Below are 24,682 nucleotides of genomic sequence, written 5' to 3' on the forward strand. Positions count from 1 at the left end.
CAAGTAAGCCAGAGGTTGTGTTTTTTGCTTAACCCTTACGCCACAGCCTTCTCCACCGCTTTGCTGGCTTCCAGCTCGCGCACCAACGGCAGCACATACTTACCGAAGTACTCCACTTCCTCTTGGAAGTGCAGGAAGCCAGAGAGGATCAGGTCAACGCCCACGGCTTTCAGCGCGACAATGCGTTCAGCAATCTGCTTCGGTGTGCCGATCAGGTTGGTCTTAAAGCCGTCGTTGTACTGCACCAGATCCTCAAAAGTGGACTTAGCCCAGTTGCCCTCACCTTCTGGGCTGGCGGCACCTGCGTTTTTCACCTCGGCACCGAAGGCGTTGACCGCTTCCGAGTTGGCTTTGTCGATGATTTCCTGCAACACCGCTTTGGCTTCTTCTTCGGTATCGCGGGCGATGATGAAAGCGTTCACCCCGATCTTCACCGAGTGGCCATTGGCAGCGGCTTTGGCGCGGATGTCATCGACCTGAGCCTTGATGCCTTCAACGGTATTGCCGTTGGTGAAGTACCAGTCGGACACGCGCGCGGCCATGTCACGAGCAGCACGGGAGCTACCGCCCTGGAAGATTTCCGGGTGTGGCTGCTGCAGTGGTTTTGGCTTCAGGGTGTAATCACGGAAGCGGTAGAAGTCACCGTTAAAGGTGAAGTTGTCCTGGGTCCAGATGCCTTTCAGGGCCCGGATGAACTCTTCAGAACGGCGATAGCGCTCATCGTGCTCCAGCCATGGCTCGCCGATGGCATGGAACTCGCCCTTAAACCAGCCAGACACCACGTTGATGGCGATACGACCATTGGTCAGGTGGTCGATGGTGGACAGCTGCTTGGCCGCCAGTGCTGGGTTCCACGGGCCGGGCAGAATGGCCGCGATGACTTTCAGTTTTTCCGTAGCAGCCAGCAGGGCGTGGCTGATGGCGACGGACTCATGCTGGAACTCAGCACCGTAACCGGCGGTGAAACGGATCTGCGACAGGGCGTACTCGAAGCCAGCCTTCTCGGCGGTTTGCGCCAGCTTGCGGTTGTAATCGACATCCCAGCTAGTGCGTTGCTCGATGTTGCTGACGACCAGACCACCGCTGACATTAGGCACCCAGTAAGCGAATTTGATGGCATGTTGGCTCATGTTGATAACTCCTATGGTCCTTGGAATTCAGGCGGCCTGAACGGCCGCATTACGGAAAAAAGCCTCGACCGGATCAAGCGCACGCTCGATACGCTCGAACTGCGCGGCGTCGGTCAGGCGGTAATCGGTGAAAGTTTCGGGGGTGGCGTACAGCCCATACGGCAAGGTGTGCGCCTGGAAGAAGGCAAACAGCGGGCGCAACTGGTGATCAATCACTAACGCATGGCGCTCACCGCCGCCGGTGGCTGCCAGCAGAACCGGCACACCTTTGAGCGACTGGTAATCAACCAGATCGAAGAAGTGCTTGAACAAACCGGTGTAGGAAGCGCGGTAGACCGGACTACCGGCGATGATCAGATCGGCGCTTTCAATCGCCTGTAGATGCGGCAGCAGTTGGGGCGAAGCGGTATCGCGCTCCAGCGATCCGGCAAGCCCACCGCTCAGCTCGGCAATACGCACCCAATGCACATTGGCGGGTAAACGCTTTTGAAGAGCGTTCACCAACTCCTGCAACAGCACATGGGTACGTGATGGGTCGCGCAAGCTCCCCGATACCACAACGACATTAATGCTCTGACTCATTTCGACCTCTCGCCGACAGCGGCGGATGAATGTGGAATGAGTTAGAGCAGCAACCGTGCCACCTTATAAAAACCTTTTAAATCAACTAGATATACCCACATATAGGAAAACGAAAGTGCTCAGAGACAGACAAGGTGTTGCGCAAGTGTTGGCCCACCAACAATTAGCGCCAACCTGATCTGGCTCTTCGAAAAGAAACAGTTCCTCCAACAACAGCCACCATCACACCGGAGGGTGTCATAGCCTCAGGCGTCACATACCAAGCGATCTTCAGCCCGTTCATACCTACCGAAACTCGGTAAACGACAGCAGCACCTGCGGTAATTCCGTCCTGCGCATTGCGTACCTTTCAACAACTGTTGGCCAGGCAACAGCAATCCAGCAACTTGCCTCTTTAGGCACACCACGGACCTCAAAAAAAGCCACACTTGATTGATTTGAAAGGGAATTTAATAACGGCACGGAGTTTGCGATGGCAGCTGTAAAACACCCATAAGGAGATTTACCCATGACTGCCCAGCAGCATCTGCCACAGATTTCGACCGGCACTGATTACGAGTCATTGGCCGCCCGCTTCCGCCCGATCTTTGCCCGCATTGCCGAAGGTGCCGTTGAGCGTGAGCGCACCCGCACTCTGCCCAATGAGCAAATCCAATGGCTGAAGGAAGCCGGATTCGGCGCTGTGCGCGTTCCCCGCGAACATGGCGGCGCAGGTGCTTCGCTGACCCAACTGGTGCACCTGCTGATTGAGCTGGCAGAAGCCGACTCCAATATCCCCCAAGCCCTGCGCGGTCATTTCGCCTTTGTCGAAGACCGGCTTAACGCCCATGCCGACAGCTCGCAACAGGTCTGGCTTGAACGCTTTGTAGCGGGCGATCTGGCTGGCAACGCCTGGACTGAAATCGGCGCAGTAAAAATCGGCGATGTCATCACCCGCGTATCCCGCAAAGGTGAGCAATGGGTGGTCAACGGCACCAAGTACTACAGCACCGGCAGCATCTTTGCTGACTGGATCGACCTGTTCGCCCGCCGCGACGACACCGGTGCCGATGTCATCGCGGCCATCCGCGCCCACCAGGATGGCATCAACCACAGCGACGACTGGGACGGCTTCGGCCAGCGCACCACTGGCAGCGGCACCTCCACCTATAAAGATGCGGTTGTCGAAGAGGAAAACATTTTCGACTTCTCCACCCGCTTCAAGTATCAGACCGCCTTCTATCAACTGGTGCTGCTGGCCGTCCTGACCGGTTCAGGCCGGGCAGCCGTGCGCGACTTTTCTGCCGAAGTCGGTAAGCGCACACGCATTTTCAGTCACGGCAATGCATCAGCAGTGAGTCAGGACGCTCAGGTGCTTCAGGTCATCGGTAAAGCGTCCGCTCAGGTCTATGCCGCAGAAGCAGCCACCCTGCGTGCAGCAGAAGCATCACATCAGGCTTACCTGGCCCGTTTTGGCACTGACAGCGAGCGCGAGCGGCTGGCTAATGTCGCTGCCGAACTGGAATCAGCTCAGGCACAGAGCGCCATCATTGATCTGGTGTTGCGCGCTAACACCGATCTGTTCAACACCCTCGGCGCATCCGGTGCCAGTCTCAGCAAGGCACTCGACCGCCATTGGCGTAACGCCCGCACGGCCGCTTCGCACAACCCGGTTATCTACAAGGAACGCATCATCGGCGACTGGGAAGTCAACGGAACCGAGCCACCCTATGTCTGGCAGATCGGTGGTGGCTCAAAACAATCCTGAGGCACAGAGACTTTTGCAGGCCGACTCTATGTCGGCCTTTTTTTCGTCCGCAAAAAGTACTGTCCGGCAATCAACAGCAATTCAGCACTCTGCCTGAAAAGGCACATCGCCAATACATTTAAAGACAAATAAAAATCTTATAAATCAATATGTTAATTGATGGCACGAAACCTGTAACAGGCATTATGAACCAGGGCACAGCACAACCTGGGCGACACTCGACTATTACAAGTAACAAGGAAGATCTTCATGCCTTCAGCGTCTTGGATTAAGCCACTCTTGCTGGGTAGCACCTTAATCGCAGCCAGCACACCCGCACATTCAGCAGACAGCCCCTGGCTGGTGATAGTTGGGGTCAGCAAGGTTGTACCGACATCGGATTCCGGCAGCATTCAGCCCGGTGAAATTGATATCGATAGCGATACCGGGCCGACTTTCAACATTGCCTACTTCCTGCCCCCCCAATCTGGCCATTGATGTTCTCGGCGGCCTTCCGCTGAAACACGACATCAAGCTCAACGGCAGCAAAGTCGGCGATACCAAACAACTGCCACCGATTGTCACGCTGCAATGGCACTTCCTGCCTGAAGCGCAAGTGCGCCCCTTTGTCGGCATTGGCCTCAATTACACCTATTTCTATGACGAGAAGTTGGACAACGGCGCCAAGCTGGAGCTCTCCGACTCATGGGGGCTTGCCTATCAGGTCGGGCTTGATATCGCCATTGATGACAACTGGAGCGTGGGCGGCGATGTGCGCTACGCCAACATCGACAGCAGCGTGAAGATTGCCGGCGAGAAAGTCGGCAGTGTCGATGTCGATCCATTCGTTTACAGCCTCAACCTCGCCTACCGCTTCTGAGGAGGACAGCCATGACTGATCTTGCCGCTAACTACATCCAGCAACAATCCGCGACACCTGCGCACCGTTTACAAAGTGAAGCCGAGGCAATCGAAGCCGCCCGCAAGCTAGCCACAGAGTTTCGCCGTGAAGCCGCCATTTGCGACCGCGAACGCCGCCTGCCGGTGGCGGAGCTGGATGCTTACTCGCAAAGTGGACTCTGGAGCATTCTTGTACCCAAGGAGTACGGCGGGCTGGGTGCCAGTTACCGCACTGTGGGTGAAGTGTTCAAACTGATTGCGGCTGCCGATGGTTCTCTCGGCCAACTGCCGCAAAACCACTTTGTCATTCTTGTGCATCTGGCTTTGGACGCCAGCGAAGAGCAAAAGCGCTTTTTCTTCAATCTGGCGCTATCAGGCGTACGCTTTGGCAATGCCTTTTCTGAGCGCAGCAGCAAACACGTTGCCGACTTCCAAACCAAAATACAGCCGGATGGCGACGGCTCTGTGGCCAACGGGCAGAAGTTCTTCTCCACCGGAGCCCTGCTCGCCCACTGGATTCCCATCGTCACGGTGGACGATCAGGGCGCCCGCACCTGGCCGTGGTCAAGCGCGAGACTGAAGGACTTAAAGTCATTAATGACTGGTCCAGCTTTGGCCAAAAGACCACAGCCAGCGGCACTGTATTGATTGAGAACGTGAAAGTGCCGGCAAGTCAGGTGGTGCCCATCTGGCAGGCCTTCGACCGGCCGACGGCAAGTGGTGCGATTTCCCAGTATATTCAGGCCGCTATTGATGCCGGGCTGGCTCGCGGCGCACTTGAAGACACGCTGGAATATGTCCGCCGCCACACCCGCCCATGGATCGACTCTGGCGTAGAGAAAGCCACAGACGCCCCCTACATCCTGCAACAAATTGGTGATCTGCATATTCGCTTGCGCGCCGCTGATGCAGTGCTGGATCTCGCCGCCGATGCTATCGACAACGCACTGCTCAATCCGAACGAAGAGAGCGTGGCCCAGGCATCACTGCTCACCGCAGAAGCCAAAGTGCTGACCACCGAAGTCGCTATTCTGGCCAGCAACCGGCTCTTTGAACTCGCCGGAGCGCGCGCCACTCTGGAGGAATACGGCCTCGACAGACACTGGCGCAACGCCCGCGTGCACACTCTCCACGACCCGGTGCGCTGGAAGTACCACATCATCGGCAACTACGTGCTCAACGGCGTCAAACCGCTCCGTCATCCGTGGAACTGAAACCCGTCTAAAAGGTGATTTTTCCGCCGCGCATAACGGCGGGGAAATCAGTTCAGCGCTGCAAAATCAGCCATTTACGCCTTCACCACAGGCAACTGTTCTAAGCGGAGGCTTTAGCACTGGGAACATTCTGAATAAACACCAAGCTGCAAGGGGTTGGCATTTGCGTGGAAGTTAGCGTAGAGTCTCAAAACTGTGTTTGCATGGGTCGCCGAAAATCGTGACCTGATGCAGTAGATCTACTGATCCGCTACATCCCGCTCGACGTCGCATTACTCCTTGCAACCAGTATCAGCCCCTCACGATGAGTAGTGGCTGTCATCAACTCAAGTTTCAAGGAAATACAAAAATGTCGAATCGTCAGAACGGTACCGTCAAGTGGTTTAACGACGAAAAAGGTTTTGGTTTTATCACTCCAGAAAGCGGTCCGGATCTGTTCGTGCATTTCCGCGCGATCCAAGGCAATGGCTTCAAGAGCCTGAAAGAAGGCCAGAAAGTCAGCTTTATCGCTGTACAAGGTCAGAAAGGCATGCAGGCTGACGAAGTTCAAATCGAACAATAAGTCTGACGCTTTGAAAAACCCCTGATGTCCGCATCAGGGGTTTTTTTATGCCTGCGTATCGGCATGTTAACCTTGGCACTTCTTTGCCAGACTGATTGAAGACCTGACCATGTCCAAACACCTGCTGCGTCCACAGGGCGACTTCCCCAACGCAGGCCTGATCCGCCGTCTCGCTGCTATGTTCTATGACTTTCTGCTGTGCGTTGCCCTGCTGATAGTCGTGACCTTTATCTACAAACTGATCCTCATGGGCTTCTACGGCGAGGCTGAGCTGCGCAAGATGTCTGATGCAGGTGCGCTAGACGGTGATCCGCTGCTCTCCACGCTGCTGTTCTTTAGCCTGTTTGGCTTCTTCGCCAAATTCTGGACCCATAACGGCCAGACCCTAGGCATGCAGGTCTGGGGCTTGCGTGTGCAGAACGCCGATGGCACTGCGATTACCCTGTGGCAGGCCATGCTGCGTTTTCTGGTTGCCATTGGCTCGTGGCTTATCGTGGGCTTGGGCTATCTGTGGGCCCTGTGGGACAAAGACAAACGCACATGGCATGACATCTACTCAGAAACCCACGTCGTGCAGCTGCCGAAGAACATCCACAAGAAGTAGATTTCACCCACAAAAAAGCCGGCTTAAGAGCCGGCTTTTTTACATATGCAGAATGCTTAGCCGACTCGCCGCAGCATCAGCAAACCAGCCACCGCACAAATCCCGGCCGGAACCAGCACTGCAAACAACGGCGAGAAGCCGAACACCAAGCTCGAAGGGCCCAGCAAGTCCTGAGCAATGCGGAACACAAAGCCCACCAGCACACCGGTAAACACTCGCTGGCCCAGCGTCACCGAACGCAGCGGGCCGAAGATGAAGGAAATCGCCATCAACACCAGCGCCGCTGTCACCAATGGCTGAAGCACTTTTGTCCAGAAGGACAGCCAATACTGCGAGTTATTCAGGCCCTGATCAGCCAAGTAGTGGATGTAGCTCCACAAGCCTGTCATCGACAGCGCGTCCGGGGCCATGACAACAGTCCCAAGTAACTCTGGTGTCAACGCGACGTCCCAGCGTTCAGCAGGCTTCTGAATCAGCTCGCTGCTGCGCTCGTGCAACAAGGTTGTCTGCACGTCAGACAGCTGCCAGTAACCGTCCTGGAACTGCGCACGGCGGGCAAAGCTCGAAGACAGCAGGCGTCTGTTGTCGTCGAACTGGTAGCGGGTCACCCCAAGCAGAACCCCATTGGGTTGTACAGCGTTGATATGGATGTACTCGCGTCCCTGACGGTGCCACAGACCATGTTTGGCACTCTGCGCCTCGCCCCCACCCTGCGCGAGGGCTCGGCTGGCCTGGGCCTGATTCTCAGAATACGGAGCCAAGTACTCACCGATCAGCAAACCAACCATCATCAGCACCAGCATCGGCTTCATCACCGCCCAGACAATCCGGCCGATGGACACTCCGGCCGCACGCATGATGGTCAGCTCACTGTTACTGGCCAATGTGCCGAGCCCGATCAAGCAGCCAATCAGAGCCGCCATCGGCAGCATTTCATAGAGGCGACGAGGCGTGGTCAGGAACACGTACCAGAGTGCATCCAGCATGGTGTAACTGTCTTCGACATCACCCAGCTCATCAATAAATGCAAACAGCAGGGCCAAGCCGACGATTACGCCCAGCACACCCAGAATGGCGACAAAGACCTGAGTCCCGATATACCGATCCAGCTTACCCACGGGCACTCTCCCCAATCGCACGACGCGCAGCCCAGCGAAGACGCAGAGGCTCCCAATACAACAGCATCAAACCAATGGCTGCGAAGATCGCATGAACCCACCACAGTCCGAGGTAAGCCGGAATCTTGCCTTTATCCAGCGCACCACGGGCAGCGATTAGCAAGGACAAATAAGCCATATACAGCAGAATGGCCGGCAGCAGCTTGAGGAAACGCCCCTGACGAGGATTCACCCGCGACAGAGGAACCGCCAGCAGAGTAACGATAAACACGAGCACCGGAATGGACATACGCCATTGCAGCTCAACACGCTGTTCCAGATTGTCATTGCCAAACAACTCCAGAGTCGGCTGAGCCTCAACTTCAGTCACCTCTGCTGCAAGGGCTGGAGCAGGCAGCAAAACACCGTAGGTCTCATACTTGATGGAGCGGTAATTGGCTTGACCGGGGTTGCCATCGTAGCGGTAGCCGTTGTGCAGAATCAGATAGCGACTGCCATCAGGTTGAATCTCCTGACGGCCAGACTCTGCAACGAGCACGGAAATACCACGCTCCTGGCCTTTAGTGTTTAGCTGGCGTTCGGAGATAAACACGCCGCGAAGCTCTTCACGGTCCTCAGTCAGCTCCTCGCTGTATGTCACCCGCGTACCGTTTTTGATGGTCTGGAAGCGACCGGGCTCAAGCGTATCCAGCTCGGTCATGGTCTTCTGTTCGTTGAGGATCTGATAGACCTTGTTAATCCCATACGGGCCGAAGCTCATGCTCAGTATGCCGGCCAGGATCGCCACCACCACAGCCGACACCATGCTGTAGCCCAACAAACGCTGTTGGCTCATGCCAGTTGCCGCCAGCACGGTCATTTCACTATCAAGGTACAAACGGCCATAGGCGAGAAGAATGCCGAGGAACAGGCCCAGCGGCAGAATCAGCTCAAGAAAACCGGGAATCCGCCAGAACATAATCTGCAGCAAGACACCAGGATCAAGCGCGCCCTGAGCGGCCTGGGCGAGATAACGGATAAATCGGCCGCTCATAATTATGACCAGCAATACCGCGCTGACCGCGGTAAGGGTCAGCAAAACTTCTCGGGACAAATAACGGAAGACGATCAAACCAGACACTCCAGGGTTGTCAGGCTCAGGCGGCTAAGCTCAAACTAGCCGCACTGCTTGCCGGCTCGTCTATACGACGAGCCATCGAAAAATAGCTGGCTATTATCCTGCAATAGCGACTCGTTGTCTTGGGGACTCCACATAATGGAATTTTTTGTAAAAAGTGCTGCGCCACAAACTCTTAAAACCGCCACGCTGGTCGTTCCCGTTGCTGAAGGCCGCAAACTGAGCGACGCCGCCAAAGCGCTGGATACCGCCAGTTCCGGTGCTATCAGCGCCCTGCTGAAACGCGGCGACCTGGACGGCAAACTGGCCCAGACACTGCTGGTTCACAACCTGCCTGGCCTCAAGGCCGAACGCGTTCTTTTAGTCGGCACGGGCAAAGAAGCTGAACTCTCTGACCGCCAACTGCGCAAATTGCTCACATCTGTTTATAGCACCGTGAAAAACTTGGGTGGTACAGACGTCACTCTGGCCCTGGATGAAATCAAGGTCAAAAACCGTGATGTGTACAGTAAAACCCGCCTTTTGGTGGAAACTCTGGCAGACTCCGGTTACTGCTTTGACCGTTTTAAAAGTAAGAAAGCCGAAGCCAGCGCACTGAAAAAAGTGACCCTGCTAAGCGCCAAAGCAGGTCTGAGCGATGCAGAACGCGGTAAAACCCACGCCCTGGCCATCGTTACAGGCATGTCCTTCACCAAAGACCTTGGCAACCTGCCACCCAACCTTTGTCACCCAAGCTATTTGGCTGAAGAAGCCAAGGCGCTGGCCAAGGCTTACAAAAATCTCAAGGTCGACATTCTCGACGAGAAGAAGCTTAAAACGCTGGGTGCCGGCGCTTTCCTGGCGGTGGCTCAAGGCAGTGAACAGCCGCCACGCATGATCGTCCTCAACTATCAGGGCGGGAAAAAGACCGAGAAACCATTTGCGCTGGTCGGCAAAGGCATCACCTTTGACACCGGCGGCATCAGCATCAAACCGTCCGCCGGTATGGACGAGATGAAGTACGACATGTGCGGTGCAGCCAGCGTACTCGGTACCCTCAAGGCGGTACTGGAGCTGCAGCTGCCGATCAACCTGGTGTGCCTGCTGGCCTGCGCTGAAAACATGCCGAGCGGCCGCGCTACCCGTCCGGGCGACATTGTCACCACCATGAGCGGCCAGACCGTAGAAATCCTCAACACCGATGCCGAAGGCCGCCTGGTGCTGTGTGACACCCTGACCTACGCCGAGCGCTTCAAGCCGCAAGCTGTGATTGATATCGCGACCCTGACCGGCGCTTGCATCGTTGCCCTGGGCAGCAATGTGTCCGGTCTGATGGGCAATAATGACGAACTGATCCAGCAGATCGTCAAAGCAGGCCAGACGGCGGACGACCGCGCCTGGCAGCTGCCACTGTTTGATGAGTATCAGGAGCAGCTAGATAGCCCGTTCGCTGACATCGCCAACATCGGCGGCCCGAAAGCCGGCACGATCACCGCTGGCTGCTTCCTGTCGCGCTTTGCCAAAGCGTACAACTGGGCGCACCTAGATATCGCCGGTACAGCCTGGATCAGCGGCGGCAAGGACAAAGGCGCTACCGGTCGCCCGGTGCCGATGCTGACCCAATACCTGCTGGATCGCAGCAACGTATAAAAATCGGCCAATGGGCGGAAAACAGCCTAGAATGCAGCACTGCCTGCTTCAGGCTGTTGTCTGCCATGGCTAACAAATCACTTAGGGCCGGCAATGGACTGATTGCCAGCCCTTTTCTGTTTTGACGACACCCAGAACACATGCCCCGGATTGAATTCTACGTACTCGCCAGCGAAACCCTCGCGGAACGCCAGCGGGTGGCCTGCAACCTGGCCATGAAGGCCTGGCGGGCCGGATTCAGCGTCTTTCTGCGTGCCACGGATGAAGCCGAATGCAGCACGCTGGATGAACTGCTGTGGCGTTTTCGCAAAGACTGTTTTATTCCTCACAGCACTTATCAGGACGACAACAGCGCCCCGGTTGTGATCGGACTGAACCAGCCGCCGTCTCAGCAGTCTGGTGTGCTGATCAACCTGGCTCAGGATCTCTCACCTCAGATTGATCAATTCAGCCGGGTGATTGAAATCGTCAATCAGCAACCAGAATTATTGACCGCCTGCCGGGAGAATTTTCGCACTTACCGTCAGCGCGGCTATGATCCAAAACGAGTCGAACTCCAGTAACACGCCATGGACACCCCAAAACCACCACAAAAGCCCGCACAACTGCTGAACGACCTTGAGTCGATCCGTGAACTGCTGGGTGATCAGGAGCTAGAGCCGCCTTTGCTGGTGGACTCACTCGACCCAGACATCATTCCGGTGCTGTCGGATATCGTCATGGCTAATGCCGAAACGCCGACGCCTCAAGTGACCGTTCCGCAAACGGTTCAATCCCTGCGCGAAACGGTGGCGCAGAGCATCAGTCGCGACAGCGAGCTGACCCGTCTGGATCTTGAACTGCGCGCCGCTGCCCAGCTGATCCTGCAGGATGTGATTGACGATTACGTACCGCAGATCGAAGCCGAACTCAAACGCCGCCTTGAAGCCCGCCTGCCACGCTTGCTGCCGCCACGCCGCTAAGCATTATTTGCTAACAACACGATCCTTGTAAGGTGTGGTAAGTCTGCGCAGCAGATTACCTACCATGGGGTCTCACGTTCAGCGTAAATAGCTGCGACCTGCGCATCTGATGGACAAACCGCGTTGCGGTCTTGTCCACCCTACATACTTCCCGATTCACACTGATAGCGCTCGATCTTGAGAATGGGTTTCGCCCTTCACGGGCGAGCCACTTTTGTATTCGCTGCGCTCACCCCTTCGGGGCCGTGCTAAAGCACGTTCAGCCTTCGGCTGTCTTGGAAAAAGTAGCCAAAACCGCTTGCCCCGGCATTCGGCCCTTCGCTGCGGGTTCGTGCCCACAATCACCATTCCAGAGGCACGCTGCGAAGGGGCAATTGCCGGTGCTCTCTCAATTTCCGCTCAAAGGAACTCTGCCTTCAGGTGAAAACCTCAAAGGAATTGCGTTTGCCCCATCCCCCTCCATCCGCCCCAACGTCTTTGGCCTTACGCCAGCAGCTCCATCCCAGCTATAATCCCCGGTTTTTCCGATTAGCCGTCATAAGGGTCCCGCCGCGCATGGACAAGACCTACCAGCCGCACGCCATTGAAACTGCCCTGTACCAGAACTGGGAAGCGAATAACTACTTCGCTCCGCAGGGTTCGGGCGAGCCGTACACCATCATGATCCCGCCGCCGAACGTCACCGGCAGCCTGCACATGGGCCATGGCTTCAACAACTCGATCATGGACGCGCTGATCCGCTTCCGCCGTATGCAGGGTCGCAACACCCTGTGGCAACCGGGCACCGACCACGCCGGTATCGCCACGCAAATGGTGGTAGAGCGTCAACTGGCCGCCGAAGGCATTGGCCGTCACGACCTGGGCCGCGAGAAGTTCCTGGAAAAAGTCTGGGAATGGAAAGAACAATCCGGCGGCACCATCACCCGTCAGATTCGTCGCTTGGGCAGCTCCGTGGACTGGTCCCGTGAGCGCTTCACAATGGACGAAGGTCTGTCCGAAGCGGTGAAAGAAGCCTTCGTGCGCTTGCACAACGATGGCCTGATCTACCGTGGCAAGCGCCTGGTTAACTGGGACACCAAATTCCACACCGCCATCTCCGACCTTGAAGTGGAAAACCACGACGAGAAAGGCAGCCTGTGGAACCTGCGCTACCCGCTGGCCGACGGTAAGAAGACCGCCGATGGCAAGGATTACCTGATTGTCGCCACTACCCGCCCAGAAACCATGCTCGGCGACAGCGCCGTGGCCGTACACCCGGAAGACGAGCGTTACAAGGCGTTGATCGGCAGCTTCGTTGAGCTGCCGCTGGTAGGCCGCCGTATCCCGATTATCGGCGACGACTACTGCGACCCTGAGTTCGGCACCGGCTGCGTGAAGATCACCCCGGCCCACGACTTCAACGACTATGAAGTCGGCAAACGCCACAACCTGCCGCTGATCAACATCTTCGATAAAGACGCCGCTGTGCTGGCCACTGCTCAGGTGTTCAAACTCGACGGCAGCGTTAACCCAGACGTCGATGGCAGCCTGCCTGCCAAATACGCCGGTCTTGACCGTTTCGAAGCCCGTAAGCAAATCGTGGCTGACTTTGAAGCCGCTGGCCTGCTGGAAAAAATCGAAGACCACGCCCTGAAAGTCCCGAAAGGCGACCGCTCCGGCACCATCATCGAGCCGTGGCTGACCGATCAGTGGTACGTCTCCACCAAGCCGCTGGCAGAAAAAGCCATCGCTGTGGTTGAGAGTGGCGAAATCCAGTTCGTGCCGAAGCAGTACGAAAACATGTACTTCAGCTGGATGCGCGACATCCAGGACTGGTGCATCAGCCGTCAGCTGTGGTGGGGCCACCGTATTCCTGCCTGGTACGACGACGCAGGCAACGTATATGTAGGCCGCGACGAAGCCGAAGTGCGCGCCAAGCACAATTTGGGCGACGCCAACCTGCGTCAGGACGAAGACGTCCTCGACACCTGGTTCAGCTCGGGCCTGTGGACCTTCTCCACACTGGGCTGGCCGCAGCAGACTGACTTCCTCAAGACCTTCCACCCGACTGACGTGCTGGTGACTGGTTTCGACATCATCTTCTTCTGGGTTGCCCGGATGATCATGCTGTCCACTCACCTGACCGGGCAGATTCCGTTCAAGACCGTTTACGTTCACGGTCTGGTGCGCGATGGCCAAGGCCAGAAGATGTCCAAGTCCAAGGGCAACGTGCTCGACCCGCTGGATATCGTCGACGGTATCGATCTCGAGTCACTGGTCGCCAAACGCACCAGCGGCATGATGCAGCCGAAACTGGCCGAGAAGATCGCCAAGCAAACCCGCGCCGAGTTCCCGGAAGGCATCGCCGCTTACGGCACCGACGCCCTGCGCTTCACCAACCTGGCATTGGCCTCCACCGGTCGTGACATCAAGTTCGACATGGGCCGTGTTGAGGGCTACCGCAACTTCTGCAACAAGATCTGGAACGCCGCCAACTTCGTCATCGAGAACACCGACGGCCAGGATACTGGCGTCAATGGCGAGCCGGTTGAGCTGTCCTCAGTAGACCACTGGATCATCTCGGCTCTGCAGCGCACCGAAGCCGACGTGACCCGCCATCTGGATGCGTTCCGCTTCGACATGGCCGCCCAAACGCTGTACGAGTTCATCTGGGACGAATACTGCGCCTGGTACCTGGAGCTGGTTAAGCCGGTGCTGTGGGACGAGAACGCGCCGATTGAGCGTCAGCGCGGCACCCGTCGCACCCTGATACGCGTACTTGAAGTGGCCCTGCGTCTGGCTCATCCGTTTATGCCGTTTATCACCGAAGAAATCTGGCAGCGCATTAAGGCGCAAGCTGGCGTCAGCGGTGACACCATCATGCTGCAACCGTGGCCAGTGGCCAACGAAGAACGCATCGACGCCGCCGCTGAAGGCGATATCGAGTGGGTTAAACAACTGATGCTGGGCCTGCGCCAAATCCGTGGTGAGATGAAAATCTCCATGGCCAAGCGCATCGACATCATCCTCGCCAACACCAACGACGAAGACCGCCGCCGTCTGGCCGACAACCTGCCACTGCTGAACAAGCTGGCCAAGCTGGAGTCGGTCCGCGTGCTGGAAGCCGGAGAAGAAGCGCCAATGTCCGCCACCGCACTGGTTGGCGAGATGGAAGTGCTGGTGCCGATGGCCGGCCTGATCGACAAAGATGCCGAACTGGCTCGTCTCGACAAGGAAATCACCCGACTCGAAGGCGAAGTGAAGCGCGTTGGCGGCAAGCTCAACAACGAAGGTTTCGTCGCCAAGGCCCCGGCTGAAGTGCTGGAGAAGGAACGCGCCAAACTGGCCGAGGCCGAACTGGCCCTCGGCAAGATGGTTGAGCAGCGCGGCAAGATCGCCAGCCTCTAAACCTCAACAAGGCCCGTGTAATGCGGGCCTTGTTCTATTCATAACAGCCAGGCCGAACAACTCAGGAGATGCGATGGAAGTCAGTAAAACCAAAACCAGCTTTTACCGCCGCCTGTACGTGGCCTGGCTGATCGACAGCGGCACCGCCACCAGCGTGCCCGCGCTGATGGAAGCAACCGGAATGCCCCGCCGCACCGCGCAGGACACCCTGCTGGCCTTGGGCGAGCTGGATATCCACTGCGAATTCCAGCAAGAAGCAGGTGAACGCAACAACGCCGGGCATTACCAGATCAGCGATTGGGGCCCAATTAACCGCGATTGGGTCGCAGCACATGTGGCCGAGATCAAAAACCTGCTGGGCTATCCATAAGCCTGCGACGTTGCCGACTTAAGGACACTGCATGAACATCGAACTGCTCAGTGTATTGGGCTTGCTGTTAGTCGCTGTCAGCCTGTTTGTACTGAACAAACCGCGCATGGATGTGGTGGCTCTGCTGGTTCTGGTCGCGCTGCCCCTGACAGGCGTACTGAGCATGGCGGAGGTACTGGCAGGCTTTAGCGACGCCAACGTCATTCTGATCGCCGCACTGTTCGTTATCGGCGAAGGGCTGGTACGTACCGGGATTGCCTACCAACTGGGCGACTGGCTTGTGGATAAAGCAGGCAGCAGTGAAACCCGCCTGATCGTATTACTGATGCTCGCCGTTGCGGGCCTGGGCTCGGTGATGAGTTCCACTGGCGTGGTCGCCATTTTCATTCCCGTGGTACTGGGCGTTGCCGCCCGCCTACGCATTTCCCCCGCTCGCCTGATGATGCCGCTGGCCTTCGCCGGGCTGATCAGCGGCATGCTCACGCTCGTCGCAACACCGCCTAACCTGGTGGTGCACGCTGAGCTGCGTCGCGCCGGGCTGGAGGGCTTCGATTTCTTCTCCTTCACACCGATCGGCCTGGCTGTTCTGGTTGTGGGCCTGGGCTACATGCTGGTCGCACGGCGCTGGCTGGGCGAACGCGCAGAAAAGCGTGACGATCAGATTCCGCAAATGACCCTGTTCGACATGGCTGACCGTTACCGCCTGACCGAACGGGAGCGGCGCCTGAGCCTGAAGCCCAACTCGCCGCTCATCAATCAGAAGCTCAACGAATTGGAGCTGCGCCGCGAGTACGGCATCAACGTGATTGCGGTTGAGCGACGCCAACGCCTGCGCACGCTGTTGTTAGTCGCCACCGGTAACACAGTGCTGGAGGCCGGTGACGTCTTGCTCGTAGATATTGCCAGCCCAAGCATCGCCCTGCTGGGCGCCTATCAGCAGTTGGGACTGGAGCCACGGGCCATGCCCAACTCCTATTTCAGCCTGCATGCCCACGAACTGGGGCTGGCTGAGGTGGCGTTATCGCCGGAGTCTGAACTGCCGGGCAAGACTATTCAGGAAATCGCCTTCCGCTCCAAACACAAACTCAACGTCGTCGGCATCCGCCGCCATGGCCAAGCCCTTGAGGGCGTTCTGGTGGATGAAAAACTGCGGGCCTCAGACACCTTGCTGGTCACCGGCAACTGGACTGACATTCATCGTTTGCAAGGCTTAAGCCGGGACTTTTTGGTACTCAGCTTGCCCGCTGAAGTGGCCGAGGTGGCTCCAGCCGCCCGCAAAGCGCCCTATGCCCTGCTGTGTTTGGCGGTGATGATCGGCCTGATGGTTTCCGGTGTTGTGCCCAACGTGCAAGCCGCGCTGATTGCCTGCCTGCTGATGGGCGCCTTCCGCTGCATTGATCTGGAAAGCGCGTATAAGGCAATTCACTGGCCAACACTGATTCTGATCGTCGGCATGCTGCCCTTTGCTCAAGCGCTGCAGAAAACTGGCGGCGTCGATTTGGCCGTGCAGGCGCTGGTCAGCGGTCTGGGCAATGCCTCGCCACACCTGATGCTGGGCTGTCTGTTTGCCCTGACTGCGGTGATCGGCCTGTTTATCTCCAACACCGCCACGGCCGTGCTGATGGCACCGGTCGCGATTGCCACCGCACAAGCGCTGGACGCTTCGCCACTGCCCTTCGCCATTACCGTAGCGCTGGCCGCATCGGCCGCGTTTATGACGCCGATTTCATCCCCGGTGAACACACTGGTGCTCGGCCCCGGCCAATACCGCTTTGGTGATTTCGTGCGCGTCGGCGTGCCCTTCACCATTCTGGTGATGCTGGTCTGCGTGATACTGGTGCCGTGGTTGTTCCCACTCTGATTTCTGTAGATAACTCCCTATGGCCCAGCCACCGAAAACATCCCGCAAGCCCGCGCCCGCGAAAACCGATGCAGGCAAAGGTCAGTTGCACCCGCGCAACCGCCATCAGGGCCGTTACGATTTTCCTGCATTGATCCGTAAAAGCCCTGAGCTGGCTGAATTCGTGATCATCAACCCGTACGGCAAGGAGAGCATCGACTTCGCCAACCCGGATGCGGTCAAGGTCTTCAACCGGGCGCTGCTACGGCAGTTCTACGGCATCCAGCACTGGGATATTCCGGCTGATTATCTGTGCCCGCCAATTCCGGGGCGGGCGGATTACCTGCACTATCTGGCCGATCTGTTGGCTGAAGACAACGGCGGCAAGCTGCCCAAAGGCCCACGGATTCAGGCGCTGGATATTGGCGTGGGAGCCAACTGCATTTATCCGCTGCTGGGCAACCGCGAGTACGGCTGGCGCTTTCTCGGCTCGGATATCGCAGCCAGTGCGATTGCCTCCGCCAAAGCCATCGTGCAGTCCAACCCGGGTTTGGCAGATGTGATCGAACTGCGCCACCAGGCTGACAGCAGCCACATATTCACTGGCCTGCTGCACAGCGATGAACGTATCGACGTGACCCTGTGCAACCCGCCCTTCCACGCCAGCGCCGACGAAGCCAGCAGCGGCAGCAAACGCAAATGGAAGAACCTTGGCAAACTCGATCCCAAACGCAAACTGCCGGTGCTGAACTTTGGTGGCCAGGCGGCGGAGTTGTGGTGTAAAGGCGGCGAAGCGGCGTTCGTAAGCAAGCTGGTAGCTGAAAGCGCACAGGTCGGCCAACAGGTGCTGTGGTTCAGCAGCCTGATTTCAAAGTCCGGCAACCTGCCGGGCGTGTACAGCGCCCTGAAAAAGGCCGGCGCCTTGCAGGTTAAAACCGTCGGCATGGCTCAGGGACAAAAGCAGAGCCGCTTTGTTGCCTGGACCTTCCAGACCGATGAACAACGCCAGCAGTGGCGGCGTGAACGCTGGGGCTGATTACCAACCCATCCAGCCGCCCATCACCAACCACAGACCGGCGACCAGCATGCTCAGCAGCGTGACCGGCACGCCACTGCGGGCGTAGGTCGTAAAGCCCAAATGTACGCCCTGGCGGCGGGCGCTCTCAGCGACAATCAGGTTAACCACACTGCCAATAATCAGCAGGTTACCCGCAAGCGTCGACATGATGCCCAAGCCCACCAGCATGCCTTCGCTGATATCTGGCATCACGCCCAACAGTAAAATCACGAACGGCACATTGCCGATCAGATTACCCGCCAGCAGCGACAGAGACGCCAGCGATATAGCCCCCTGCGGCAATAGGCCGATGTCATTGAGCGTACCGGCAAGCCCTGCCACCTGCGGCAGACTCAAAGCAGCACCGGACACCACAAACAGGCCGGCAAACAGCAGCAACAGGTTCCAGTCGACCTTCTGCACGTAGTCTCGGCTGTCGACCCGACGCGAGATCATCACCAGTACAGCAATCATCAGCGCCGAATACTCGCGGGGAATACTGGTGGAAAACAGCGCCAGCAGCGCCACACTTGCCAGCAGAGGCTTGAGGTAGCTGCGCGCGCCATAAATCTGCTCGGGCGAGGCATCCGTTTGCACCAGCGGCTCGGCAACACCCCAGCGTTTATGCCACTGCAGCCAGATCACCGCATAGGTTATTGCCAGCGCGGCCAATGCAGGCGGCCCGGCAATCCAGGTGTACGACCAGAAATCCAACCCACCGGCCTGGCCGATCAGGATGTTCTGCGGATTGCCGATCAGGCTCGCTGACGAACCTGCATTACAGGCCAGCGCCAAGGCCAGTAGAAACGGCCGTGGATCAAGCTTGCGCGCCAGCAGGCTGTGACACAGCAGCGGCGTTAAGGCGAAGGCGACGATGTCATTGACCAGAATCGCCGACAGCACACCGCCCAGCGCTACCACGCCAAGAAGCAGCACATTGGGCCGGTCCGCCCAATCGTTCAGGCGCTGGTTGAGCCAGGCATACACACCGGAAAAATCGAACTGCGCCGAGATCAGCATCAACGCCAGCAGCAGTAAAAGCGCCCCCGCATCCAGATGTGCCGCCGCCTGCGCTGGCGCAATCGCGCCGCTAAACAGCAGCAACACCGCCGCCCCACCGGCGATCCAGCTGCGGTCGATGCGCAAGCCACGGATGCCACCGGCAGCCATGCCCAGATAGGTGAGAACAAACAGAATGGAAATGACCCAAACGGCCATGGAGCGGGTTTCCTGTACAGGGGGTTGGCGCGAGGCTCGCACTCTAATCTCAGAGTGGGATATGGGAAACAGGTTAGGCGATAAATTCGTTCGTGCTCTCACCCGCGACCAGTACGATCATCACCCACCCCAACCTGAGTCGACCATAAGCCATGTATTTACAAACAAATACTTGAGCCGTTCGCAGATAGTGCGCGCGACATCCTATGTCCCTTCAGGAGGGTGACCAGAATTGCTGCGAAAGAGGTTGAGCGGCATGGATGCCGCGAGAGCAGCGATGGGCCATGGATGGACCCTCGCTGCGTGCCTCTGGAGCGGTGATTCTGGGCACGAACCCGGCGCGAAGCGCAGGGCCGGATGCTGGGGCAAGACCTTTTGGTTTCTTTTGTGGCGATTGACAAAAGAAACTCGCCCGTGAAGGGCGAAACCCTTTCGCAAGATCTCTACGCAGGGCCGAACATGCCGAAACTAGAGTGTTTAGTGAGTTCAAGTGGTGCTGTCAGTACGAGTGGTGAACGGCTCTCGGTCGGTCGGTGGATAACCTGCTTCGCAGGCTTATGCCACCCTACCGGGCGCACAAGATTTGTAGGGTGGATAAGGCCGGAGGCTTATCCACCATGGCGGCCACCTACGCTGTTACGGCAAAGCGTTTATCCAACTGGCTGTAGCCCATGCCCACGCTTTTACTGACTTTTAGCTGCACCGGTATCCGTTCTTTCAGGGCTTCTACGTGGCTGATTACGCCGATCATCTTGCCGCTGGCGTTGAGGCTGTCCAGTGCGTCCAATGCCACTTCGAGGGTTTCGCCGTCGAGGGTGCCGAAGCCTTCGTCGAGGAACAGGGAGTCGATACTGGTTTTGTGGCTGACCAAATCAGACAGTGCCAATGCCAGCGCCAAGCTAACGAGGAAGCTCTCGCCGCCGGACAAGGTGCGCGTATCGCGGGCTGCGTCAGCCTGCCAGGTATCGACCACTTCGAGTTCCAGCTCGCCGCTGGTCTTGCGTCGCAGCTGATAACGGCCGTGCAGGCGTTCTAGCTGCTGGTTGGCCAGATAGACCAGATGATCCAGCGTCAGCCCCTGCGCAAACTTGCGGAACTTGGCCCCATCCGCTGACCCGATCAGGCTGTTGAGTTTTTGCCAGATATCGTAATCCACCTGTTTCTGTTCAATCGCGGCAAACAGGCTTTGCTGACCGGCACGGCGGGCATCGTCTCCGCTGAGTTGCGCACGGATCTCGCCCTGCCGCTGGCTGATCTGCCGCAGTTGTTCAGCCAAGCCTGCAAGCTGCTCATCCAACTGTTCAGCGCTGAGCTCGGTCACCGGAGACGCTTGCAAGGTGTGCAATTGCTGCTGTGCAGATTGGCGCAACGCCTGCGCATCACTGACGGCCTTGTGCAAACGCTGTTGCAGTTGTTGCAGGCTGGCCCGTTCTTCTGCGCTGAGTAGCGCGGCCAGATACTCAGTCTCCGTGGCAAACGGACTCTGCGCCAAAGCGTTCGTCCAGGCCTGCCCGGCTTGCTGCAAGCGTGCCTGCTCTTCCTGCTGACGCGCGAGCAAAGTCTGCCGACTACCAGCGAGTGCCTGCTGAGTACGCAAGGCGTCTTCAACCTGCTGTTCGGCCCGCTGTAATTGCTCAAGCACATTTTCAGCAAAGGCCAACGCAGATCGCTCAGCCAGCTCCAACGCAGCCCAACGGGTTTGCCAGTGCAACTGTTGCTGCTCAACAGCCTGCAACTGGTGTTTTTGGTCAATCAGAACTTGTCGCAGTTGCTGAACCTGCTGCTGAGCCTGCTGCCAGTTTTGCCATTCAGCCTGACGCTGCTCCAGCCAGCTTTCGCCGTCCTCCGGCAGTTCATAGCCAAATACCTGTAAGGACTGTTGCAGGTGCTGTTCATGCTCGAGCGCACGTTGTTGTTGCTGAGCAAGATCAGCTTGAGCCTTACCCAATCGCTCATTAGCGCTTTGCAACTGTTGCTGAGTCAGGGCCAGTTCACTCGCAATCTGCGCAGATTGGGTAACAGCAGCCTGATGCTGCTGACGAGCCTTCTCATGCGCAGATTTGCATTGATCGAGCTGTTTCAAGCGCAGTTCCAGCGTCTGCTGATCCTGTGCAAGCTGCTGCTGACGCACCGCTAAGTCTGCTGCATCCGCCACTGGCGTTTGCAGTTGAGCATTCAGGCTGTGCCAGCGCGTATCCTGCTCGGCGCTGATCTGCTGAGCACGCCCGATTTGCTGTTGCTGCTGCTCCAAACGGGCTTTGATCGCACTGAGCTCGGTGGCCAGTCGCTGTCCCTGCTCAGTCAGCGACTCCAACTCAACACGCTTGCGCTGCAACAGGCTTTGCGTGGAAGACACGTCCAGCGCCTGATACGCCTCAATCGCCGGATGCTCGTGGGAGCCACACAATGGGCAGGCTTCACCGGGCTGCAACTGGGCGCGGTGCGCTTCCAGCTGCTGAATACGCTGTTCCTGTTCGAGCAGCTTCTCCTGCGATTTCACCTGTTCCTTGAGATCTTTATAGGCTTCGCGCAGTTGTTCGACTTCGCTGCTTTTTAGTTGCTGCTGCCCAGTGAGGCTCTCTGCACTGGCCTGCAATTGCGCCAATTCTGCCTGCTGACGCTGACGAATCGCAGCCAGCTCGGCCACTTGCTCCAACACGCCGCGTTGCTGATGCAGGTGCTGCCAATGCTCGCGCAGACCGGATTCATGCTGCCCGTTAAGCAGTTCGTTAAGCGCCTTTGCAGCCTCGCCTTCCTGCTTAGTGGCTAATTCAAGCTGCTGCTGGACAGCCTGAACCTGCTGTTCCTGCTGCCCCAGTTGGGCTTGCCAATCGCTGATGGCTTGCTGGGCTGACTGCTGTTCTGATTGCGCCCGCGCAACAGCCTGCCGCAACTCGACACGGGCCTTGATCTGCTCGCGCCAGCCACCTAATTGCTCGCCCAGCTGTGCATGCTGCGGCTGCTCGGCAAGACGAGTCTGCACCTGCTGCAATTGCTCATCCAGTCGGCTGTATGCGGTTTGTTTCTGACTCAACAAAGCAGTACTGGCTTGCAGCGCCTGCCAGGTTGCGGCGGCGATCTGTTCTTCGATCTGCTGCGCTTCGCGGCTGTTGTGATTGATGCTCTGTTCGGTCTGCGTCAGAGCCTGTTGTGCCTGTTGCAGAGCCTGATGCAAGGGTTGTAGGGCTTGAGCCGGTTCGCTGCTAGCCAGTCGGTTGAGTTGTGCCTGTGCGGCCTGTAACTCAGCTTCAGCGTTTTGCTCAGCTTGCGTGACAGCAGCCAAGTGCACCTGAACCTTGTCCAGTTCACTGCGCCACTGTCGTTGCCGCTGCAGATCAGCGCTCTGTAGATTGAACCGTGCCTCGCTGGCTGCCAGCTCAGAGCTCTCGGTCTGTAAAGACTGCCGCTGTTCTTCGCTCAGCAACTCGACGCCGTCGGCACGGGCGCGCAGTTGATCCAACTCGTTCTTAGCTTCGCGGGTTTGTTCAAACACCCGCTGGGAAATCTGCCCGTAGATATCAGTCCCTGTCAGCTCTTCCAGCAACTCGGCACGCTGGTTGGCATTGGCTTCAAGAAACGCAGCAAAACCGCCCTGAGCCAGCAACATGGATTTGGTAAAGCGCTCGAAATCCAGTCCGGTGAGCTGTTCGGTCTGTTTGAGTTTGTCGTTGATCTTGTCGGTCAGAATGCTGCCATCAGCAATCAACGCCAACTCAACCTTGGGCGCTTGCAGGGCTCCGTCAATTTTGTCCCGCGCCCGGCGCTGGCTCCAGAAGGCACGGTAACCGACGCCCCTTACTTCAAACTCGACCTCAGCCAGGCAATCCGCCGTGTGTCGGGTCATCAGTTCGTTACTGTTGGCCGACAACGTGTTCATCCGCGGTGTGCGGTGATACAGCGCCAGACAGATGGCATCCAGCAGCGTGGTCTTGCCCGCACCGGTCGGCCCGGTGATGGCGAACAAACCATTGTCCTTGAAAGGCTCGCCGGTAAAGTCAATTTTCCATTCGCCTTTAAGGGAGTTGAGGTTTTTTAAGCGCAGGCTGAGGATTTTCATGCTTGCAGCGCTCCCACTACATCCCGGTACATCTGCTGCAAGCGCGCCTGCTCATCCGGCTCCAGCTCTTCTTGCTGCAGACGGCGGACGAATACTTCATCTACGGTCAGTTCGTCCAAGGTTTCCCGCGCTTGACTGCTAAGGCTGGCAGCGGCGTTGCCGCGCTCGCGGCGTACGCGCAGCACTTCAACTGGCAAGCCTTCGCACAAGGCAGCAATGCGGCTTTGTAGGTCGCTGAGGTAATCATCAGTGGCGACCAACACTTCCAGCCAGACAGGCTGTTCGGCTGTACCCTGCTTGGCTATTTCTTCTATCTGCTGGCCCAGCGCGGCCAGCGAGCCACGCAGGCTAATCAACGGCTGAAAACATGGCACCGACAAGGCCGTTACGGACTGCAAGGCGCTACCGGAACACTCCACCAGCAGCACTTCTTTCTGCTGGCGGGCTTCATCAAAGCTCAATGGAATGGGTGAACCGCTATAGCGGATATGTTCAAGGCCACCGACCTTTTGTGGCCGGTGGATATGGCCCAACGCAATATAAGCCGCAGGTGGAAACGCGCTGGTGGGGAATGCCTCCAGACTGCCCACATAGATTTCCCGCACCGAATCAGTGGCGCTGGCGCCCACAGTGGTCAGATGGCCGGTGGCAATAATCGGCAAGTTGCCGCCCAGTTCAGCGCATTTAGCTTCGGCCAGCGCGTAGAGGGTTTGGTAGTGCTGCTGGATCGCCTGTTGCAGCGACAGCTGTTTATCTTCGGCGCTCTGACCTGCTTGGCTCTGTAAAACATCGCGCGGGCGAATAAAGGGGATGCCGCACAGCACAGCACCGGGCTGGCCATTGCGCTGTTTGAGTACCAGCACTTGCTCATTAAGGTCTTCACTCACGCCGGGAATCACCCAAGTGTCCAGCGCAGCCAAGAGGCTGCGGCTTTCACTGAGCATGGCCACCGAATCATGGTTGCCGCCCAGCACCACCAGCTCACAGCCAGTGGCGCGCAGCTCAACGATAAAACGGTTGTACTGCTCACGGGCGTAACTCGGTGGCGCGCCGGTGTCGAATATGTCGCCAGCAATCAGCAGTGCATCGACCTGATGCTCACGCACCTGCTCAATCAGCCAGGCGCAAAAGGCCTGATGTTCGGCCTGACGGGTCTTGCCCATAAAGTGCTGGCCAAGGTGCCAGTCGGAGGTATGCAGAATACGCATG

At 57.7% G+C, this 24,682-nt stretch carries 19 protein-coding genes and 1 pseudogene; 13 read left to right on the plus strand and 7 right to left on the minus strand.

Going from position 1 to position 24,682, the window contains the following annotated elements; all coding sequences use genetic code 11:
* Positions 1-35: 35 nt before the first annotated feature.
* Positions 36-1,130 carry a dimethylsulfone monooxygenase SfnG gene (gene sfnG / locus AO726_RS03710; protein WP_058066691.1) on the minus strand — a complete coding sequence of 365 codons (1,095 nt, stop codon included), beginning with the start codon at positions 1,128-1,130 and terminating at the stop codon, positions 36-38.
* Between the two features lie 27 nt (positions 1,131-1,157).
* Positions 1,158-1,712: an FMN reductase gene (gene msuE / locus AO726_RS03715; protein ID WP_058066692.1), complete on the minus strand. Its 555-nt coding sequence runs from the start codon at positions 1,710-1,712 to the stop codon at positions 1,158-1,160.
* Between the two features lie 508 nt (positions 1,713-2,220).
* Between msuE and AO726_RS03720 the strand changes: the two genes are divergently transcribed.
* The 6 genes and pseudogenes from AO726_RS03720 to AO726_RS03740 all read left to right on the plus strand — a co-directional run bounded on the left by AO726_RS03720 (position 2,221) and on the right by AO726_RS03740 (position 6,718).
* Entirely contained in the window at positions 2,221-3,459 is a 1,239-nt protein-coding gene (locus AO726_RS03720; protein WP_058066693.1) for an acyl-CoA dehydrogenase family protein, read from the plus strand.
* 249 nt (positions 3,460-3,708) lie between these two features.
* Entirely contained in the window at positions 3,709-3,936 is a 228-nt protein-coding gene (locus AO726_RS21390) for a hypothetical protein (protein WP_241492042.1), read from the plus strand.
* Complete coding sequence (locus AO726_RS03725; RefSeq protein ID WP_241492043.1) at positions 3,902-4,318, plus strand: OmpW/AlkL family protein; 417 nt, start codon at positions 3,902-3,904, stop codon at positions 4,316-4,318. The genes AO726_RS21390 and AO726_RS03725 overlap by 35 nt, the downstream gene beginning before the upstream one ends.
* An 11-nt stretch (positions 4,319-4,329) precedes the next feature.
* A pseudogene (locus tag AO726_RS03730) lies at positions 4,330-5,552 on the plus strand (SfnB family sulfur acquisition oxidoreductase).
* Between the two features lie 349 nt (positions 5,553-5,901).
* Complete coding sequence (locus AO726_RS03735; protein WP_058066694.1) at positions 5,902-6,114, plus strand: cold-shock protein; 213 nt, start codon at positions 5,902-5,904, stop codon at positions 6,112-6,114.
* Between the two features lie 109 nt (positions 6,115-6,223).
* Positions 6,224-6,718, plus strand: coding sequence for an RDD family protein (locus AO726_RS03740; protein WP_058066695.1), 495 nt, complete (start codon positions 6,224-6,226; stop codon positions 6,716-6,718).
* Positions 6,719-6,774: 56 nt separating this feature from the next.
* Here AO726_RS03740 and lptG read toward each other — a convergent pair whose 3' ends face one another.
* Positions 6,775-7,836, minus strand: a complete 1,062-nt coding sequence (lptG, locus tag AO726_RS03745; protein ID WP_058066696.1) for an LPS export ABC transporter permease LptG — start codon at positions 7,834-7,836, stop codon at positions 6,775-6,777.
* The gene (lptF, locus tag AO726_RS03750; RefSeq protein WP_058066697.1) at positions 7,829-8,947 is read right to left on the minus strand and encodes an LPS export ABC transporter permease LptF; all 1,119 of its coding nucleotides are present in this window, start codon (positions 8,945-8,947) and stop codon (positions 7,829-7,831) included. The genes lptG and lptF overlap by 8 nt, the downstream gene beginning before the upstream one ends.
* Positions 8,948-9,091: 144 nt before the next feature.
* Between lptF and AO726_RS03755 the strand changes: the two genes are divergently transcribed.
* The 7 genes from AO726_RS03755 to rlmF all read left to right on the plus strand — a co-directional run bounded on the left by AO726_RS03755 (position 9,092) and on the right by rlmF (position 18,177).
* Entirely contained in the window at positions 9,092-10,582 is a 1,491-nt protein-coding gene (locus tag AO726_RS03755; RefSeq protein WP_058066698.1) for a leucyl aminopeptidase, read from the plus strand.
* 140 nt (positions 10,583-10,722) lie between these two features.
* A complete protein-coding gene (locus AO726_RS03760; protein WP_058066699.1) occupies positions 10,723-11,145 on the plus strand; it encodes a DNA polymerase III subunit chi in 423 nt (140 codons plus the stop codon).
* A gap of 6 nt (positions 11,146-11,151) precedes the next feature.
* Positions 11,152-11,544: a hypothetical protein gene (locus AO726_RS03765; protein WP_058066700.1), complete on the plus strand. Its 393-nt coding sequence runs from the start codon at positions 11,152-11,154 to the stop codon at positions 11,542-11,544.
* Positions 11,545-12,099: 555 nt separating this feature from the next.
* Positions 12,100-14,931 (plus strand): valine--tRNA ligase, encoded by a 2,832-nt coding sequence (locus AO726_RS03770; protein WP_058066701.1) that lies wholly within the window; start codon positions 12,100-12,102, stop codon positions 14,929-14,931.
* Positions 14,932-15,004: 73 nt separating this feature from the next.
* Positions 15,005-15,301 carry a winged helix-turn-helix domain-containing protein gene (locus tag AO726_RS03775; protein ID WP_058066702.1) on the plus strand — a complete coding sequence of 99 codons (297 nt, stop codon included), beginning with the start codon at positions 15,005-15,007 and terminating at the stop codon, positions 15,299-15,301.
* 31 nt (positions 15,302-15,332) lie between these two features.
* A complete protein-coding gene (locus AO726_RS03780; RefSeq protein WP_058066703.1) occupies positions 15,333-17,162 on the plus strand; it encodes an SLC13 family permease in 1,830 nt (609 codons plus the stop codon).
* Between the two features lie 19 nt (positions 17,163-17,181).
* Complete coding sequence (gene rlmF, locus AO726_RS03785) at positions 17,182-18,177, plus strand: 23S rRNA (adenine(1618)-N(6))-methyltransferase RlmF (RefSeq protein ID WP_058066704.1); 996 nt, start codon at positions 17,182-17,184, stop codon at positions 18,175-18,177.
* Here rlmF and AO726_RS03790 read toward each other — a convergent pair whose 3' ends face one another.
* The 3 genes from AO726_RS03790 to sbcD form a co-directional block, all read right to left on the minus strand.
* Entirely contained in the window at positions 18,178-19,416 is a 1,239-nt protein-coding gene (locus AO726_RS03790; RefSeq protein ID WP_058066705.1) for an SLC13 family permease, read from the minus strand.
* Positions 19,417-20,044: 628 nt separating this feature from the next.
* Positions 20,045-23,473, minus strand: a complete 3,429-nt coding sequence (locus tag AO726_RS03795) for an AAA family ATPase (protein WP_058066706.1) — start codon at positions 23,471-23,473, stop codon at positions 20,045-20,047.
* Positions 23,470-24,681, minus strand: a complete 1,212-nt coding sequence (gene sbcD / locus AO726_RS03800) for an exonuclease subunit SbcD (RefSeq protein WP_058066707.1) — start codon at positions 24,679-24,681, stop codon at positions 23,470-23,472. Before sbcD ends, AO726_RS03795 begins: the two co-directional genes overlap by 4 nt.
* Position 24,682 lies beyond the last annotated feature (1 nt).

It is taken from the genome of Pseudomonas sp. TTU2014-080ASC (genome assembly GCF_001446935.1).
Lineage (GTDB): Bacteria > Pseudomonadota > Gammaproteobacteria > Pseudomonadales > Pseudomonadaceae > Aquipseudomonas.